Raw genomic sequence first — 14,671 nt, 5'->3', positions numbered from 1 at the left:
TCAGATCGCGCATGCCTCGGCGGGCGGCAGGGGCGCCGGGACGCCCAGTGTCGGCATGCCGAGTCCGACCGATCGCACCTCGGTCCTGCCCTGGCGCGACTCCCAGGCGTCGCCGGCGGGCGTACGCCGGAAGGAGATCGGCTCGTCGTCGCTCACGAGGTGGTGCGGAGCCGCGTACGTGATGCGCACCTCGACCATGTCCCCCGGGCGTACGGCGTGGTCGCCGGGCACGAAGTGCACCAGCCGGTTGTCGCGGGCGCGCCCCGTGAGGCGGTGGGTGGCGCCGTCCTTCTTGCCCTCGTGGTCGGCGACGAGCAGCTCGACGACCTGACCCTCCTGCTTGCGCGCCTCGTCCCACGCGACCTCGTTGACGACCTCGATGAGCCGGTCGTAGCGCTCCTGCACGACTGCCTTGGGCAGCTGATCGGGCAGGTCCGCGGCGGGCGTGCCGGGCCGCTGGGAGTACTGGAACGTGAACGCGCTGGTGAACCGCGCCTTGCGCACGACCTCCATCGTCTCGACGAAGTCCTCCTCGGTCTCGCCTGGGAAGCCCACGATGATGTCGGTCGTGATCGCGGCTTCCGGCATCGCGGCACGTACGCGGTCGATGATGCCGAGAAACTTCTCCTGCCGGTATGACCGGCGCATCGCCTTGAGCACGCGATCGGAGCCTGACTGCAGCGGCATGTGCAGCTGGGGCATGACGTTGGGCGTCTCGGCCATCGCGGCGATGACGTCGTCGGTGAAGTCCTTGGGGTGCGGGCTGGTGAAACGTACGCGCTCGAGTCCCTCGATGTCGCCGCACGCCCGCAGCAGCTTGCCGAACGCCTGACGATCGCCGAACTCCACGCCGTACGAGTTGACGTTCTGGCCCAGCAGGGTGACCTCGACGACGCCGTCGGCGACGAGCGCCTCGATCTCGGCGAGGATCTCGCCCGGACGGCGGTCCTTCTCCTTGCCGCGCAGGCTCGGGACGATGCAGAACGTGCAGGTGTTGTTGCAGCCGACGCTGATCGACACCCACGCGGCGAACACCGAGTCGCGCTTGGTCGGCAGCGTCGACGGGAAGACCTCGAGCGACTCGAGGATCTCGACCTGCGACTCCTCGGCGATGCGGGCGCGCTCCAGCAGGACCGGCAGCGAGCCGATGTTGTGCGTGCCGAAGACGACGTCGACATAAGGCGCGCGCTTCGTGATCGTGTCGCGATCCTTCTGCGCGAGGCAGCCGCCGACGGCGATCTGCATGCCGGGGTTCTGCTCCTTGACCGACGCGATGTGGCCCAGGTTGCCGTAGAGCTTGTTGTCGGCGTTCTCGCGCACGGCGCAGGTGTTGAACACGACCAAGTCTGGCGTGCCCTCTTCAGCCTTCGCGTAGCCGGCGGTCTCCAGCAGGCCCGACAGCCGCTCGCTGTCGTGCACGTTCATCTGGCAGCCGTACGTGCGCACTTCATAGGTCTTCGTCATGACTGGTCAATCGTACGTGGAGGTTGTCGGCATCGTTTCGCGCAGCACGACTCGGGTACACCTCCTGACGGCTCGCCGAGTCCCGGCGCGGCTCCGTTTGAAAGAGGTGCACGATGTCCGCCAACGAACCGCTCGAACCACAACGCCGCCGCGATGACGACGGCGACACCCGCGACCTCGGAGACCTCCGCGTCTCGACCGGCTCACAGTCGGCGTACCTCACGATCGAGATGATCCTGTACGTCCTGGCAGTGCTCGGCGTGTTCATCACGTCGGCGATCATCGACGAGGACGGGCCCGGGCCGGGGTTCAGCGCCGCGCAGGCCTGGTTCTACGTCACCTTGCTGACGGTCGGCTTTCTCGTCAGTCGCGGGCTGGCGAAGATCAACTGGCGTGGAGCCGGCAACCGTACGTTCTGACGCGGCCGGTCAGACCTTGAAGGGGTTGCAGCCCTTCTTCTCGCACATCGCCACGCCCATCTGGATGTTCGTCGTGCGCGCGTGCCCGTCCGCGACGTAGTGCACCGTGAAGTCGCTCGCCCAGGCATCCCGCCGGCCCGGCTTGTAGAACTCGAGCGCGATCTCCTCGAGCGGCCCTTTCTTGCACACGCTGCCGACGGTAGGGCCACCGAAGTAGTCGGGCATGTCGCCCAGCCGATCACCCGGTTCGTCACCAACCGCGTGATCTGCCGGACGCTGGAAGACCGAGAATGCTGACACCTCGAGCCCGCCGTGGGCATCACGCGGCTCGATCGAGGTGATGGTCGCGACGCTGGTGTGCTCGATGCAGAGGCTTCCGGCGTACGCGACGTGGAAGCGATCACGGCCAGGCAGATGAGGACCCTCTGTGCTGGAGGGCCTATCGGATCCCTCGGTGTCGGTGACCAGGCGCCCGTGATCTGCAGTGACGACCCGCAGCAGCAGGACCGCCGCGACCGCCAGGACGAGTGCACCGACCCCCAGCACGATCAATCGGCGGCGAGGGGCGGCGGCAGAGGCGACAGGTTGTGACACGCGCCCGAACCTATCGCCGAGGAGCGGGTTGCGTAGACCTTTCGCCCAACCCGTCCGGCGACCTCGGTCACGCCGGTTCGGACAGCGCTTCGGGCTGCATCACGTCGCTCGGGTCCTGCGCCGGCAGCGCGCGCGTCTCGACGAGCTGGTGACACAACGCCTTGAGCTTGATGTTGTGGTGCTGCGAGTAGCGCCGAAGGGTCGAGAACGCACGGTCGGCGTCGATCCCGAACCGCTCCATGAGCAGTCCCTGAGCCTGGCCGATGACCGTACGTGTCTCGAGAGCCTCACGCAGGCCCTCCTCGGTGCGGGCGTAGCCCAGCGCGAGCGCGCCCTGGCGTGCGAACAGCGCCGCCAAGGCGATGTCCTCAGGAGTGAACGTGGCCTCCGAGGCGCCGTAGAGGTTCAGGGCGCCAATGCGCCGGCCGCGGGCGTGGAGCTCAGCGGAGATGACGCTGTTGAAGCCGAGACCACTGGCCTTCGGTCCCCACTGCGGCCACCGCTCGTCGGTGGCGATGTAGGACGACACGACGATCTTGGACTCCGCGGCAGCGTCGACGCACGGGCCCTCGCCGAGCTCGTACTGGATGTGGTCAGCCTCCGCGACCGAACCATGGGTGGCGCCGACGGTAGTGAACCGGCCACCGGGCTCGATGAGCGTAATGCCGCCGTACGCCGTGTCGATCGCCTCGACGGCGTACGCGACGATTTGCTCGATCGTCTCCGGCACGCCGTCCGCCTCGGCCAAGGACTCGGCGAGGCTCGCGAAGACCTCAGGATCGTCGATCGGCATGCTCCCACCTCCATCGCCGTGCGCTGCGGCACGCAGTCGCAGCATACGGCGATGAAGGTCCACCGGGTCGGGACCGACTGTCTCGTTTGAACTAGCCCACGATGCGCTGGACGAGGCCCTTGTGGACCTCCGACGCGCGCTCCTGCTCGCCCGCGAACGCGCTGATGACGACCAGCGCGCCCGTGACAGCCGGGACCGCCCATTGCAGCAGGCGCAGCTGCTTCTGCGCTGCGGCAACCTCAGGCGGCGTCGCCGGCGCAGGCTCGGTGCCGGACTCGGCCGGTACGCGGGTCTGTTCGGAGACCCTGCGGCCGAGCACGCGGCTGTACGCCGTGACGCCCAGGGCGGCGGCGGTCAGTCCGGTCTTGAGCAACGCCATCGACGCGACACCCTTCTGCGCGTGGATGCGTCCCTTGTTGCCCTGGATCTGGCCGAGGCTGCCGGCGATGTGGGCGCCGATGGCGGCGGCGTTGACCGGCGTCCAGCGATCCCAGCCGACGTTCACGACGGCACCCGTGTCGGTGGCGCCCTGCGCAGCACCGGCGGCCGGGTTCAACGAGACGGCGTTGGCCAGAGTTCCTCCGAACCAGGCGGCCAGCCCAAGATCGTGCAGCGAGCGGGAAACGGTGTCACGGGTCATCGATACTCCTCGAGGTCGGGAGCCGTTGACATACCCGGGGTACGTCCGTGCCAAACCCTATGGGCAGAGCAGCTGTGTCACCGATCGGTCAAGCGGGTGGACGAGCTTGCCTCCGACGGCCCCGTGCAGTGGCGCGACAGGGCTGTGACGCCCTCGATGCCGTCGCGCCTGGACGTCACGACCGGGAAGACGTAACAGGTCCCGAGCTGCTGACGCGAGAGCTTTGAGGTCTCGAAGCCACCGACTTCGGCCTCGAGCTTGTCGAAGATCGCGACGAACCGGGCGTTGCCCGGACCGGCCAGACGCTTGACGGTCGCGACCGTGGTCTCGTCGCTGCTGTCGTCGAACGACTCGGTGATCACGCCATACGGCTCGCCGGCCCGGTCGGCGTCGTGGGCGGCGGCCAGCACGTCGTCGCGGTAGTCGTACGAGCCGATGGGGTGCAACCGCGCCAACGGAAGCGACCCGAGCGCCACCAGGATGATCGCCAGCGGCAGCGCGGTGAACCAGCTCAGCTCACGCTGACCTGAACCGCGTGACGCCGCGCTGCCAAGCACCCGGAATGCGCAGACAAGGAAGGCGAGCCAGAGGATCCAGAAACCCCATTGGACCGTCGCCCCGTCCTTGGGGGCGATCCTCGCGGTTCCCACAAGGACTCCGGGCAGCGCAACGGCGGCCAGCTTCCACGGCAGCGACCAACGGGAGGATCGGAGCACCAGATAGATGCCGATGCACGCGCCGAGCTGGGCCAGGAACAACCCGAACGTCAACCACATAACCGCGCTGCCCTCGTGGTCGGTGTCATCGACACGCTGAGGCGCGGTCTCGGTGAGGCTCACAGGGATCAGTGTGGCGGCATCGCCAGGGCCGCGCTACGCCGGCCACATCCGGAGAATTGGATTCGTGTCGCAACTAGTTCTGCTGAACTAGTTCTTTCGCCGTCCCGATCCTGCGGGGAGCCGCGATCGGCTACGTCACGCTGTTCCGCAACACTCCACTGCTGATCCTGATCATCCTCACGTACTACGGCTTGCCCCAGCTGGGCATCGACTTCGGGTTCATGTGGAACGTGTCGCTGGCCATGGGCGTCTACACCGCCTCATTCGTCACCGAGGCCATCCGCTCCGGCGTCAATGCCATCCCCCTTGGTCAGGCCGAGGCAGCGCGTTCGATCGGCATGCCCTTCGGGATGACCATGACGCAGGTCCTGCTCCCCCAGGCATTCCGCTACGTCGTGCCACCACTGGCAAGTGTCCTGATCGCCCTCACCAAGAACACCTCATTGGCCGCAGGATTCGGCGTCGCTGAGGCGACGTTCCGCATGCGTGGCCTGCTCAACGATCACGCGACCGAACGAGTCGCCATCTTCATCGGGTTCGCCGTCGGCTACATCGTCATCGTCGAGCTGATCTCCTTCGGGGCCTATCTGTTCGAGCGCAAGTGGGCGGTGACCCGATGAGCAACGTCCTGTTCGATCTCCCTGGTCCCAAGGCGGCCCGTCGCCATCGCATCATCGGCGCACTGACGGTCATCGGCTTGATGGCCATCGCAGCCGTCGTGGTCTGGAAGCTGCAGAGCGAAGGCGAGCTCGAATACGCCAAGTGGGAGCCGTTCTTCACCCCTGCGTACATCAACGTTCTGCTCGAAGGGCTGTGGAAGACGCTCCTGGCGGGCCTCATCGCCATCGTGGGCGCACTCATCATCGGTGCGGTCTTCGGTGTCGGGAAGCTCTCGCAGCACCGCTGGTTGCGGTGGCCGTCGTGGTTGTTCGTCGAGTTCTTTCGCGCCGTGCCGCTGCTGATGTTGATCATCTTCATCTGGTCGGTGCAGGGATTCCCGCTCGACACGATCGTCCCCCTCGTGCTGGGGCTGATGCTCTACAACGGAGCCGTCCTCGCCGAGGTGTTCCGCGCCGGCGTCAATGCCGTTCCGCCGGGTCAGGCAGAGGCTGCGTATGCGGTCGGCATGCGCAAGAACCAGGTCATGCGCATCATCCAGATGCCGCAGGCCATCAAGATCATGCTGCCGTCGATCATCAGCCAGTGCATCGTCGCACTCAAGGACACCAGCCTCGGCTACTACATCCTTGCTCCGGGTCTGACGTTCGCCGGGCGAGGCGTCTGGCGGGAGTTCAGGAACTATCTCCAGACCGGCATCGTCCTGGCCATCATCTACATCGTCCTCAACCTGCTGCTGTACGCGTTGGGAGTGTGGCTGCAGCGACGTTTCGGTGGCGAGTCGAAGATCGACCTGGTCGGCGGCATCGTGCAGAGCCAGCCCGGAGGCGGCGCCGCAATGCCAGGCGGCGGCTTCTAGCGCTTTGGCGTGACCCAGAGGTGGATCGTGCCCTCGACGGTCACGGTGCCATCGGTGGTGACGGCCTTGACCTTGATCGGCACGTCGGGGCCCGCAGTCCAGTCGGCTGCGGTGCTCTCGGCCGTGCAGGTCAGCGCTGTCGTCGACTTGGCGAGATAGCTGACCTCCATGCCCTTGGGCAGCCAACGCATGTCGGACGGGCAGGTCGCCTCGGCCAGCAGGCCCATCGCAGCCTCGAGCCCATTGCACGCCGCGATCGCGTGGATCGTGCCGATGTGGTTCTTGACCGAGCGGCGCTTGGGGATCCTGACCTGACCGAAGTGCGGTTTCATCTCCTGCACCTCGAGGTGGATCGAGGAGAAGTACGGCGCCTTCTGGCCGAACGCGATCGAGAACAGTCGCTTGCCCTGGGGCAGCGCGGTCAGCTTGTTGTAGAGCTCGAGAGTCGAAGGCATGCCTTGAGGTTACCAGCGAGTAATGTCCTTTCGACAGGCTCAAGGAACGTGGGTGACGACACAAGGGACGTGGGTGACGACACGAGGGACGTGGGTGACGACCCGCCTCAGATCACGGCGGCGCGTACGCACAGCACGTCGGGCAGGTTGTTGCGGATCTCGGCCCACGTACCACCTTCGTCGTTGCTGGCCCAGATCGCCCCGTGCCGCGTGCCGAGGTAGAGGCCGAGCGGATCTGCCTGGTCCGACACGAACGCATCGCGCAGCACGGCGGTGTGCGCCTCAGCGGGAAGGCCGGGACCGGTCTCCTGCCACGTCTCGCCGGCGTCATCAGAGCGCCACACGGCCGGCTTGCCGGACGGCGGGAACCGTTCGATGTCCGCGACGAGCGGGAACACGAACACCGTGCCGGGACGATGCGGATGGGCGACGATCGGGAAGCCGAAGTCAGCCGGCAGACCGTCCGCGATCGACTGCCAGGAGCGGCCGGCGTCGTCCGAGCGGAAGACGCCGCCGTGGTTCTGGGCATACATCCGGTCGGGGTCACCGGCGTCGATCGCGACCTTGTGGACGCACTGCCCGTACTCGGGCGTCTCGCCGGGGATGAACTCGGCGCCGATGCCCCGGTTGTAGGGAGTCCACGACTCCCCCGCGTCCTCGGTGCGATAGACACCTCCGGTCGACATCGCGATCGTGACGATGTCGGGATCGGTCGGGTGCGGCAGCACCGTGTGAATAGCCTGGCCGCCGCCACCGGGCTGCCAGTTGGGCCGGTGGGGGTGGTCCCACAGGCTGCGGACGATCTCGAACGTCTCGCCACGATCGGTCGACCTGAACAGCGCCGACGGCTCCGTCCCGGCGTAGACGATGTCGTCCTGACCGTCCGGTGCGGGGCGCAGCTGCCACACGCGTTCGAGCGCGGCGCCGGTGCCCTCCGGGAACCTGACGGCTCCACCCTTGGTCTCGTCCCACGTGCGACCGAGGTCGTCGGAACGGAACACCTGCGGACCCCAGTGCGGGCTCGTGGCCCCCGCCAAGAGGCGCGGGGCCGACCCGCGGGTGTCGATCGCGGCGGAGTAGACCTCCTCCATGGGGAACAAGGGCTTGTCCCACGTCCACGATGACCGGTCGGCATCAGCGCGACCGATGAAGAGTCCCTTGCGAGTTCCAGCCAACAGGACCGTGTCGGACATCTCGCTCCGCCTCCAGACGTGTTCCTAATTGGAACAGTACGCTAGATCCGTGACCGCAAGCCTGTCAACGACGTCGTACGCCCTGCTGGGTCTCCTGGTGTTCGACAGCGAGACCTCGGAGCACGGTCTCACGGGCTATGAGCTGAAGCAGCGCGCGGATCGCACGCTCCGCTTCTACTGGGTCTCCCCCGCGATGAGCCAGATCTACACCGAGCTGGACCGGCTCAGTGGCACCGGCTACGTCCAGGGCGCCGACGACACGTCCGGCAAACGGACCACTCGGCGGTTTCGGATCACGCCGGCAGGACGGGAGTCGCTCGAGACCTGGCTGCACACGTCCGAGCACGAGTTCCCCATGCTCAAGCACCCCATCGCCCTGCGCCTCATGCTCGGCAGCCTGATGGGACCTGGCGAGGTCGAGGCGATGCTCGACGGCTACGTCTCCGCCGTCGCGGACCGGCGCAAGGAGCTCGAGGCCGTACGCGAGATGCTCGGCGACAACGAGGCGGTCGCCTATCCCGCCCGGGTCGCCGACTGGGGCCTGGCCTACTACGACGCCGAGGTCGAGATCGTCGAGAAGCTTCGCCGTACGCTCTGAGCATGGGATTCTCCAGGACCGTCCCGGCGCTGCCCGTTCGCGACATGCCTGCTGCCATCGCGTTCTACGAGACCCGCTTCGGGTTCGACGTGATTCACTCCGACGGGGACTTCGCCCGGCTCAACCGGGACGACGCGCAGGTCCACCTGTGGCTCGCGGACGACACCGGATGGCGCAGCCGGCCGGACTTCGCCGATGCACCCGTCCGCAGCGGCGCGGAGGACTTCATCGCGGGGACGGCGAGCTGCCGCATCGACGTGGACTCCGCCGACGAGGTGTTCACCGAGATGCAGGCAGCCGGTGTCCTGCACTACACGCACGATGACGCGCCGAAGGACACCACGTGGGGCACGCGCGAGGTCGACACGCTCGACCTCGACGGCAATCTGCTGACGTTCGTGGAACGGCTCTCGTAGACCTCACTCGAACTGGGTGCGCGGGGCCGTGCAGACGATCTCCGGGTACTTCACCGACTCGGGCTGGATCCACAGGCCGGGGGTGAAGCCGCACTTCTCGAGCACGCGGATCGAACGCTTGTTGCGCACGTCAGGGCTCGCGACGAACCGTGGCGCGTCCGGGTAGTCCCGGCACAGCACGTCGCGGCAGTAGGCCGCGATCATGCGGGTGCCGATGCCGCGGTCGACCAGGTCAGGCTCCCCGATCAGGTAGTCGAACGCGATCGCTTCGAGGTCCTGCACCCTGACGGCGTAGTCGTCATACGCCTTGACCGGATAGTCCTGCACGTAGCCGATCGGCCGACCGTCGAGCAGGACGAGCCACATGCGAGTGGCACTCGTGCCGGCGAGCTCCTTGGCGTAGATCGTGCGCGCACCCTCGACGGACCGTGGTTCGTCCCAGAACCAGGGTTGCGCGTGGTCTGCAGCCATCCAGCGCACCAGGTCGTCGAGGTCGGCGTCGACCAGTCGGCGGAACTCGAACTCCGGCATGGGTCAGAAGCGTAGGAACTCCGTCACATGCTGTCGAGGGCCTGCGCCTCGGCGCCGAGCTCTTGACGGACCACGTCGAACGCGAGCTGGGGCGAGTAGCCCTTGCGGGCCAGCATGCCCGTGAGGCGCCGAATCTTGGTGGTGTCGTCGAAGCGCGACATCGATCGGAGCTTGGTCTGCACCAGCCGGTGGGCCGCCTGCACCTCGGCGTCGGGATCGATCTCGGACAGCACTTCCTTGGAGATCTCGTCATCAACGCCCTTGCGACGCAGCTCCATCGCGAGGGCCCGCGACGACAGTCCCTTGCCGCGTTGGCGGGCCTGCACCCAGGAGCGCGCGAACTCCTCGTCGTCGATCAGTCCCGCGGCCTCGAACTTGGCGAGGGTCGCCTCGACGACCCCCTCAGGCACCTGCTTCTTGGCAAGTGCCTGAGCGAGGTCGCTTCGGCTGTGTGCTCGTTCGCTGAGCTTGCGCACCACGATCTCCTTGGCGAAGCTCGTGAGCTCCTCCGGAGTCATCTCCTCGACCGGCGTGCGCGGCATGTCAGAACTCGATGTCGGTCGGGGGCTCCTCGACAACCTCGAGCGCCGGCTTGTCGGCCTGTGCGCCGATGCCGTGGTGCTCCATGATTCGCTTCTCGAGCTCCTCGGCGAGGTCGGGGTTGTCGCGCAGGAACTGGCGAGCCTTCTCCTTGCCCTGACCGAGCTGGTCACCTTCGTAGGTGAACCAGGCGCCGGCCTTGCGGACGAAGCCGGCCTCGACGCCGACATCGATCAGGCTGCCCTCTCGGCTGATGCCCTGGCCGTACATGATGTCGAACTCGGCCTGCTTGAACGGCGGGGCCAGCTTGTTCTTGACGACCTTGATGCGGGTGCGGTTGCCGACCATGTCGGTGCCGTCCTTGAGCGTCTCGATGCGCCGGACATCCATGCGGACCGAGGCGTAGAACTTGAGCGCCTTGCCGCCCGTGGTCGTCTCGGGCGAGCCGAACATGACGCCGATCTTCTCGCGCAGCTGGTTGATGAAGATCGCGGTCGTGCCCGAGCCGTTGATGGCACCGGTCATCTTGCGAAGCGCCTGGCTCATGAGCCGCGCCTGCAGGCCCACGTGGCTGTCGCCCATCTCGCCGTCGATCTCGGCACGGGGCACGAGCGCGGCCACCGAGTCGATCACGATGATGTCGAGCGCGCCGGAGCGGATCAGCATGTCGGCGATCTCGAGCGCCTGCTCACCGCTGTCGGGCTGCGAGATCAGGAGTGCGTCGGTGTCGACGCCGAGCCGCTTGGCGTACTCCGGGTCGAGCGCGTGCTCGGCATCGATGAAGGCAGCGACCCCGCCGGCCTTCTGGGCGTTGGCCACCGCGTGGAGGGCGACCGTCGTCTTGCCCGAGGACTCCGGGCCGTAGATCTCGACGACACGTCCACGGGGCAGACCGCCGATGCCGAGGGCGATGTCGAGCGTGGTCGCACCGGTGGGGATGACCTCGATCGGGGCGCGGGCCTGGTCACCCAGCCGCATGACGGCGCCCTTGCCGTGGGCACGGTCGATCTGGGCCATTGCGTTCTCGAGGGACTTGTCCCTGTCCTTGGCGGTGGCGAGGGAACTGTTGGGCTGTGCCATGGTGGCTTCCGTTTCTGCTCGTGGGCGGCGGGTCATCGACGACGTTAGAAGGACCCTCAGACATATGTGGGCCTCGTCGACCCGTCTGTGGATGTCGTCCTTCGAACGTCCAACCTGTGCACGAGATTACCCGAACGTCTGTTCGATGCGCTCGACGACACGCCGTCCTTCGCTCGCTCGTTCCGCCCCCTACTCGCTGCGCTCGTGGGGGGACCCCCAGCTCGCTCCCGGTCGGCCGCGGGCGGCCTCCCTAGGAACCGGGGAGCCACCAGTCTGCGAGGCGTGGTGAGGTGACTCCCAACGTATGGAGAGGACCTCACGTCCCTTCGCTCGCAGAGCTCGCTCCCAGTCGGCCGCGGGCGGCCTCCTTAGGGAACGGTGGGGCGAACTCGCAGAGCTCGCCTGCTACTCGACCGGCGAGGTGGGAACGGGAACCGTGCTCTCGCGGACGATCAGGTCGATCGGCAGGATCTCGGTCTCCACCTTCTGATCGGCCGCCTCGATGTGCCGCACCAGCATCTGCGCCATCCCCCGGCCCAGCTCGACCAGCGGCTGGCGCACCGTCGACAACGGCGGCTCCGTCGTCTCGGAGGCCTTCGTGCCGTCGAAGCCGATGACCCCCACGTCCTCGGGCACCCGACGATCGTGGGCGCGCAGGGCACGCATCGCGCCCATCGCCATCAGGTCGCTGGCCGCGAACACGCCGTCGATGTCGGGGCGCCGCGCGAGCAGCTCCTCCATACCCGTGCGCCCGGACTGCTCGCTGAAGCTGCCCTCCACGACCAGCTCGTCGTCGTACTCGATGCCGGCGTCGCCGAGCGCGGCGACATAGCCGTCGAGGCGGTCGCGACCGGAGGCCATGGCGCGGGGGCCGGAGATCGTGGCGATCGTACGGCGGCCGGTCGCGATCAGGTGCGCCACCGCCTGACGCGCTCCGTCGACATTGTCCACGTCGACGAACGAGCCAGCCCAGTGCGCCGACCTGCCGCCCAGGACGACCGGCAGCCGCCGTGCGTCGAGGTCGACCGGGAAGGCCTCGTCGTCGTGCAGCGACAGCAGCAGGACGCCGTCGACGTGCTGCCGGGTGAGGTAGCTGCCGAGACGCTGCGCCTGGTCGTTGGTGTGCACGAGCGACAGCACGAGCTGGCGTGACGCCTCGTTGAGCGCCGCGGAGATCCCCCGGACGACCCCGGCGAAGAACGGTTCACCGAAGATGCGCTCCTCGGACTCGGCGATGACCAGCGCGACGGTGCCGGTGCGCCGGGTGACGAGCGTGCGGGCCGCCTGGTTGGGGACGTAGCCGAGCTCCTCGACGGCCTTCATGACCATCTCGCGGGTGCGGGCGCTGACCTGCGGAGACCCGTTGATCACGCGCGACGCAGTGCCGCGACCCACCCCCGCCCGGGCCGCGACCTGCTCGAGGGTTGGCTGCCCCCCGTCGCTGTCGAGGCTCATGGGTTCAGTATCGCGGCTCGGTGGCGCTTGATGAGGTCGGCGTACCAGTGCGCACTGTCCTTGGGCGTACGCTTCTGCGTCTCGTAGTCGACGTGCACGATGCCGAACCGCTTGGCGTAGCCCTCGGACCACTCGTAGTTGTCGAGCAGGGACCACGCGAAGTAGCCACGGATGTCCATCCCCTTGGCCCGCATCGTGGCGAGTGACGCCAGGTGCGACTCGAGGAACTCGATCCGGTTGGCGTCGTGCACGACCCCGTCGACCGCGACGTCGTCGAATGCCGCGCCGTTCTCGGTCAGGTAGACCGGCAGCGCCGGGTAGTCGCGCTGCACCCGGCTCAGGATGTCGACCAGGCCCTGCGGGTCGATGTCCCACCCGGTGTCGGTCGTCTCCAGGCCGTTGTTGAGGTGGAACCGCACCTCGGAGCTGCCCGGCCACAGGCCCGCACCGACGACGTGCCGCGTGTAGTAGTTGACGCCGAGGAAGTCGAGCGGCTGCGCGATGACCTCGTTGTCGCCGTCGAGGATGAACGCGGCATCGGTGACGGCCGACATGTCGTGCAGCACGTCCTTGGGGTAGCTGCCCTTGAGCAGCGAGTCCAGGAACCAGCGATTCATCAGGCCGTCGATGCGGCGTACGGCGTCGTCGTGACGGCCCGAGTCGTCGAGCGGGGTGACCGGGTAGAGGTTGACCGTGCAGCCGACCTCCGCGTCCGGCACGATCTCGCGCAGCCGTTGCACCGCGAGCCCGTGCCCGAGCATCAGGTGGTGCGATGCCGCGACCGCATCGGCCTGGTCCGTACGCCCCGGGGCGTGGATGCCGCTCGCGTAGCCGAGGAAGGCCGCGCACCACGGCTCGTTGAGCGTGATCCAGTGCTTGACCCGGTCGCCGAGCGCCTCGGCGATGATCGCGGTGTAGTCGGCGAACCGCTCCGCCGTCTCGCGCACGGGCCAGCCACCGGCCTGCTCCAGCGCTTCGGGCAGGTCCCAGTGATAGAGCGTCGTCCAAGGGGTGATGCCCTTGGCGAGCAGTCCGTCGACGAGGCGGTCGTAGAACGCGATGCCGGGCGCGTTGCCAGTGCCGATCCCGTCGGGCTGTACCCGCGGCCACGCCACCGAGAACCGGTATGCGTTGAGGCCGAGGTCCGACATCAGGTCGACGTCCTCTGACCAGCGGTGATAGTGGTCGACCGCGACTGCGCCGGTGTCGCCCTTGTCGACGCGGCCGGGGGTCGCTGCGAAGGTGTCCCAGATGGACGGCGTACGCCCGTCCTCGTCGACCGCTCCCTCGATCTGGTACGACGAGGTCGCCGCGCCCCAGAGGAAGTCGGCGGGGAATGCCGAGATGTCGAGAGTCATGCCTTGAGTCCACCTTCCATGATGCCGCCGATGATCTGGCGACCGAACACGATGAAGACCACGACCAGCGGCAACGTGCCGACGAGGGTGCCGGCCATGATGAGCGATTGATCGGAGTAGTAGCCGCTCGACAGGCGCGAGAGCGCCACCTGCACCGTGGGGTGCTCGGCGTCGAGCGTGAGGAATGGCCAGAGGAAGTCGTTCCAGCGCTCCATGAACGTGAGGAGACCCAGAACGGCAGCCGCAGGCCTGAGGGCCGGGAAGACGATGCTGAAGAAGATGCGGAACGTCGAGGCGCCGTCGACCCGCGCGGCCTCGATCATCTCGTCGGGAATCGCCTGCTCGGCGAACTGCCGCATCATGAAGACGCCGAACCCGGCGACGATGAACGGCAGAGTGACCGACTCGAGACCACCGCTCAGGCCCAGCTTCGTCATCAGCATGTAGAGCGGGATGAGGCCCAGCTGCACCGGGACCATCATCGTGCCGATGACGAACAGGAGCATCGCGTTGCGGCCGCGGAACTTGAGCTTGGCGAACGCGAAGCCGGCCAGTGACGAGGTGAGGACGACGCACACCGTGGCGACCAGGGCCACGATCAGGCTGTTGAGGAGCGCGTCGCGGAACAACACGTCGGGGTTGTCGAAGACCCGGTTGACGTTGGACGACAGCTTGCCGCCGACCCAGAACGGCGGCGGCAGCGAGACGATCTCGTTGTTGGTCCGCGAAGCCATCACGAGCATGAAGTAGATCGGGCCGGCCGAGAAGATCAGCGTCGCGATCAGGCCGACGTAGAGCAGGGGGTTCTTGGTCTTCATC

18 protein-coding genes are annotated in these 14,671 nt (G+C 67.4%); 5 read left to right on the top strand and 13 right to left on the bottom strand.

Features of this window, described 5'->3' with window-relative positions:
- Positions 1 to 1,464, bottom strand: coding sequence for a tRNA (N6-isopentenyl adenosine(37)-C2)-methylthiotransferase MiaB (miaB, locus tag BOSE46_RS04710; RefSeq protein ID WP_159538724.1), 1,464 nt, complete (start codon positions 1,462 to 1,464; stop codon positions 1 to 3).
- Positions 1,465 to 1,577: 113 nt separating this feature from the next.
- On the opposite strand from miaB, the gene BOSE46_RS04705 reads away from it, so the two are divergent.
- Entirely contained in the window at positions 1,578 to 1,883 is a 306-nt protein-coding gene (locus BOSE46_RS04705; protein ID WP_159538722.1) for a hypothetical protein, read from the top strand.
- 9 nt (positions 1,884 to 1,892) lie between these two features.
- Here the strand turns inward: BOSE46_RS04705 and BOSE46_RS04700 are convergent, their stop codons facing one another.
- The 4 genes from BOSE46_RS04700 to BOSE46_RS04685 all read right to left on the bottom strand — a co-directional run bounded on the left by BOSE46_RS04700 (position 1,893) and on the right by BOSE46_RS04685 (position 4,749).
- On the bottom strand, positions 1,893 to 2,477 hold the full coding sequence (locus BOSE46_RS04700) for a hypothetical protein (RefSeq protein WP_159538720.1): 585 nt from the start codon (positions 2,475 to 2,477) through the stop codon (positions 1,893 to 1,895).
- Positions 2,478 to 2,544: 67 nt separating this feature from the next.
- Positions 2,545 to 3,270: a GAF and ANTAR domain-containing protein gene (locus BOSE46_RS04695; RefSeq protein ID WP_159538718.1), complete on the bottom strand. Its 726-nt coding sequence runs from the start codon at positions 3,268 to 3,270 to the stop codon at positions 2,545 to 2,547.
- A 91-nt stretch (positions 3,271 to 3,361) separates the two neighbouring features.
- The gene (locus BOSE46_RS04690; protein ID WP_159538716.1) at positions 3,362 to 3,910 is read right to left on the bottom strand and encodes a hypothetical protein; all 549 of its coding nucleotides are present in this window, start codon (positions 3,908 to 3,910) and stop codon (positions 3,362 to 3,364) included.
- A gap of 77 nt (positions 3,911 to 3,987) precedes the next feature.
- Positions 3,988 to 4,749, bottom strand: coding sequence for a hypothetical protein (locus BOSE46_RS04685; protein WP_159538714.1), 762 nt, complete (start codon positions 4,747 to 4,749; stop codon positions 3,988 to 3,990).
- Positions 4,750 to 4,856: 107 nt separating this feature from the next.
- Between BOSE46_RS04685 and BOSE46_RS04680 the strand changes: the two genes are divergently transcribed.
- Entirely contained in the window at positions 4,857 to 5,369 is a 513-nt protein-coding gene (locus tag BOSE46_RS04680; protein ID WP_159539375.1) for an amino acid ABC transporter permease, read from the top strand.
- A complete protein-coding gene (locus tag BOSE46_RS04675) occupies positions 5,366 to 6,226 on the top strand; it encodes an amino acid ABC transporter permease (RefSeq protein ID WP_159538712.1) in 861 nt (286 codons plus the stop codon). The genes BOSE46_RS04680 and BOSE46_RS04675 overlap by 4 nt, the downstream gene beginning before the upstream one ends.
- On the opposite strand, the gene BOSE46_RS04670 is transcribed toward BOSE46_RS04675, so the two are convergent.
- Together BOSE46_RS04670 and BOSE46_RS04665 are read right to left on the bottom strand one after the other, a co-directional pair.
- Complete coding sequence (locus tag BOSE46_RS04670) at positions 6,223 to 6,681, bottom strand: hotdog fold domain-containing protein (RefSeq protein WP_159538710.1); 459 nt, start codon at positions 6,679 to 6,681, stop codon at positions 6,223 to 6,225. The two genes, BOSE46_RS04675 and BOSE46_RS04670, sit on opposite strands and share 4 nt — an antisense overlap.
- 107 nt (positions 6,682 to 6,788) lie before the next feature.
- Positions 6,789 to 7,874 (bottom strand): exo-alpha-sialidase, encoded by a 1,086-nt coding sequence (locus BOSE46_RS04665; protein WP_159538708.1) that lies wholly within the window; start codon positions 7,872 to 7,874, stop codon positions 6,789 to 6,791.
- 49 nt (positions 7,875 to 7,923) lie between these two features.
- Between BOSE46_RS04665 and BOSE46_RS04660 the strand changes: the two genes are divergently transcribed.
- Complete coding sequence (locus tag BOSE46_RS04660; protein WP_159538706.1) at positions 7,924 to 8,472, top strand: PadR family transcriptional regulator; 549 nt, start codon at positions 7,924 to 7,926, stop codon at positions 8,470 to 8,472.
- 2 nt (positions 8,473 to 8,474) lie between these two features.
- Entirely contained in the window at positions 8,475 to 8,888 is a 414-nt protein-coding gene (locus BOSE46_RS04655; protein ID WP_159538704.1) for a VOC family protein, read from the top strand.
- Positions 8,889 to 8,891: 3 nt separating this feature from the next.
- On the opposite strand, the gene BOSE46_RS04650 is transcribed toward BOSE46_RS04655, so the two are convergent.
- The 6 genes from BOSE46_RS04650 to BOSE46_RS04625 form a co-directional block, all read right to left on the bottom strand.
- Positions 8,892 to 9,419, bottom strand: a complete 528-nt coding sequence (locus BOSE46_RS04650; protein ID WP_159538702.1) for a GNAT family N-acetyltransferase — start codon at positions 9,417 to 9,419, stop codon at positions 8,892 to 8,894.
- A 23-nt stretch (positions 9,420 to 9,442) separates the two neighbouring features.
- Positions 9,443 to 9,961 (bottom strand): regulatory protein RecX, encoded by a 519-nt coding sequence (locus BOSE46_RS04645; RefSeq protein ID WP_159538700.1) that lies wholly within the window; start codon positions 9,959 to 9,961, stop codon positions 9,443 to 9,445.
- A 1-nt stretch (position 9,962) separates the two neighbouring features.
- Entirely contained in the window at positions 9,963 to 11,039 is a 1,077-nt protein-coding gene (gene recA, locus BOSE46_RS04640; protein ID WP_159538698.1) for a recombinase RecA, read from the bottom strand.
- A gap of 405 nt (positions 11,040 to 11,444) precedes the next feature.
- Positions 11,445 to 12,494, bottom strand: a complete 1,050-nt coding sequence (locus BOSE46_RS04635; RefSeq protein ID WP_159538696.1) for a LacI family DNA-binding transcriptional regulator — start codon at positions 12,492 to 12,494, stop codon at positions 11,445 to 11,447.
- A complete protein-coding gene (locus BOSE46_RS04630; RefSeq protein WP_159538694.1) occupies positions 12,491 to 13,852 on the bottom strand; it encodes a GH1 family beta-glucosidase in 1,362 nt (453 codons plus the stop codon). The genes BOSE46_RS04635 and BOSE46_RS04630 overlap by 4 nt, the downstream gene beginning before the upstream one ends.
- Positions 13,849 to 14,670 (bottom strand): carbohydrate ABC transporter permease, encoded by an 822-nt coding sequence (locus BOSE46_RS04625; protein WP_159538692.1) that lies wholly within the window; start codon positions 14,668 to 14,670, stop codon positions 13,849 to 13,851. The genes BOSE46_RS04630 and BOSE46_RS04625 overlap by 4 nt, the downstream gene beginning before the upstream one ends.
- Position 14,671 lies beyond the last annotated feature (1 nt).

The sequence above is a fragment of the Aeromicrobium sp. 9AM genome, from assembly GCF_902506105.1.
Classification (GTDB): Bacteria; Actinomycetota; Actinomycetes; order Propionibacteriales; family Nocardioidaceae; genus Aeromicrobium.
The sequence above is the reverse complement of the archived record's forward strand: the minus strand, read 5'-3'. Positions and strand labels throughout refer to the sequence as shown.

Excerpts from the sequence above, each read along its gene's own strand:
- BOSE46_RS04690 (WP_159538716.1), bottom strand. The coding sequence starts at position 3,910 with ATGACCCGTGACACCGTTTCCCGCTCGCTGCACGATCTTGGGCTGGCC.
- BOSE46_RS04705 (WP_159538722.1), top strand. The coding sequence starts at position 1,578 with ATGTCCGCCAACGAACCGCTCGAACCACAACGCCGCCGCGATGACGAC.
- BOSE46_RS04695 (WP_159538718.1), bottom strand. The coding sequence starts at position 3,270 with ATGCCGATCGACGATCCTGAGGTCTTCGCGAGCCTCGCCGAGTCCTTG.
- BOSE46_RS04630 (WP_159538694.1), bottom strand. The coding sequence starts at position 13,852 with ATGACTCTCGACATCTCGGCATTCCCCGCCGACTTCCTCTGGGGCGCG.
- BOSE46_RS04675 (WP_159538712.1), top strand. The coding sequence starts at position 5,366 with ATGAGCAACGTCCTGTTCGATCTCCCTGGTCCCAAGGCGGCCCGTCGC.
- BOSE46_RS04665 (WP_159538708.1), bottom strand. The coding sequence starts at position 7,874 with ATGTCCGACACGGTCCTGTTGGCTGGAACTCGCAAGGGACTCTTCATC.
- BOSE46_RS04650 (WP_159538702.1), bottom strand. The coding sequence starts at position 9,419 with ATGCCGGAGTTCGAGTTCCGCCGACTGGTCGACGCCGACCTCGACGAC.
- BOSE46_RS04670 (WP_159538710.1), bottom strand. The coding sequence starts at position 6,681 with ATGCCTTCGACTCTCGAGCTCTACAACAAGCTGACCGCGCTGCCCCAG.
- BOSE46_RS04645 (WP_159538700.1), bottom strand. The coding sequence starts at position 9,961 with ATGCCGCGCACGCCGGTCGAGGAGATGACTCCGGAGGAGCTCACGAGC.
- miaB (WP_159538724.1), bottom strand. The coding sequence starts at position 1,464 with ATGACGAAGACCTATGAAGTGCGCACGTACGGCTGCCAGATGAACGTG.
- BOSE46_RS04635 (WP_159538696.1), bottom strand. The coding sequence starts at position 12,494 with ATGAGCCTCGACAGCGACGGGGGGCAGCCAACCCTCGAGCAGGTCGCG.
- BOSE46_RS04655 (WP_159538704.1), top strand. The coding sequence starts at position 8,475 with ATGGGATTCTCCAGGACCGTCCCGGCGCTGCCCGTTCGCGACATGCCT.
- recA (WP_159538698.1), bottom strand. The coding sequence starts at position 11,039 with ATGGCACAGCCCAACAGTTCCCTCGCCACCGCCAAGGACAGGGACAAG.
- BOSE46_RS04625 (WP_159538692.1), bottom strand. The coding sequence starts at position 14,670 with ATGAAGACCAAGAACCCCCTGCTCTACGTCGGCCTGATCGCGACGCTG.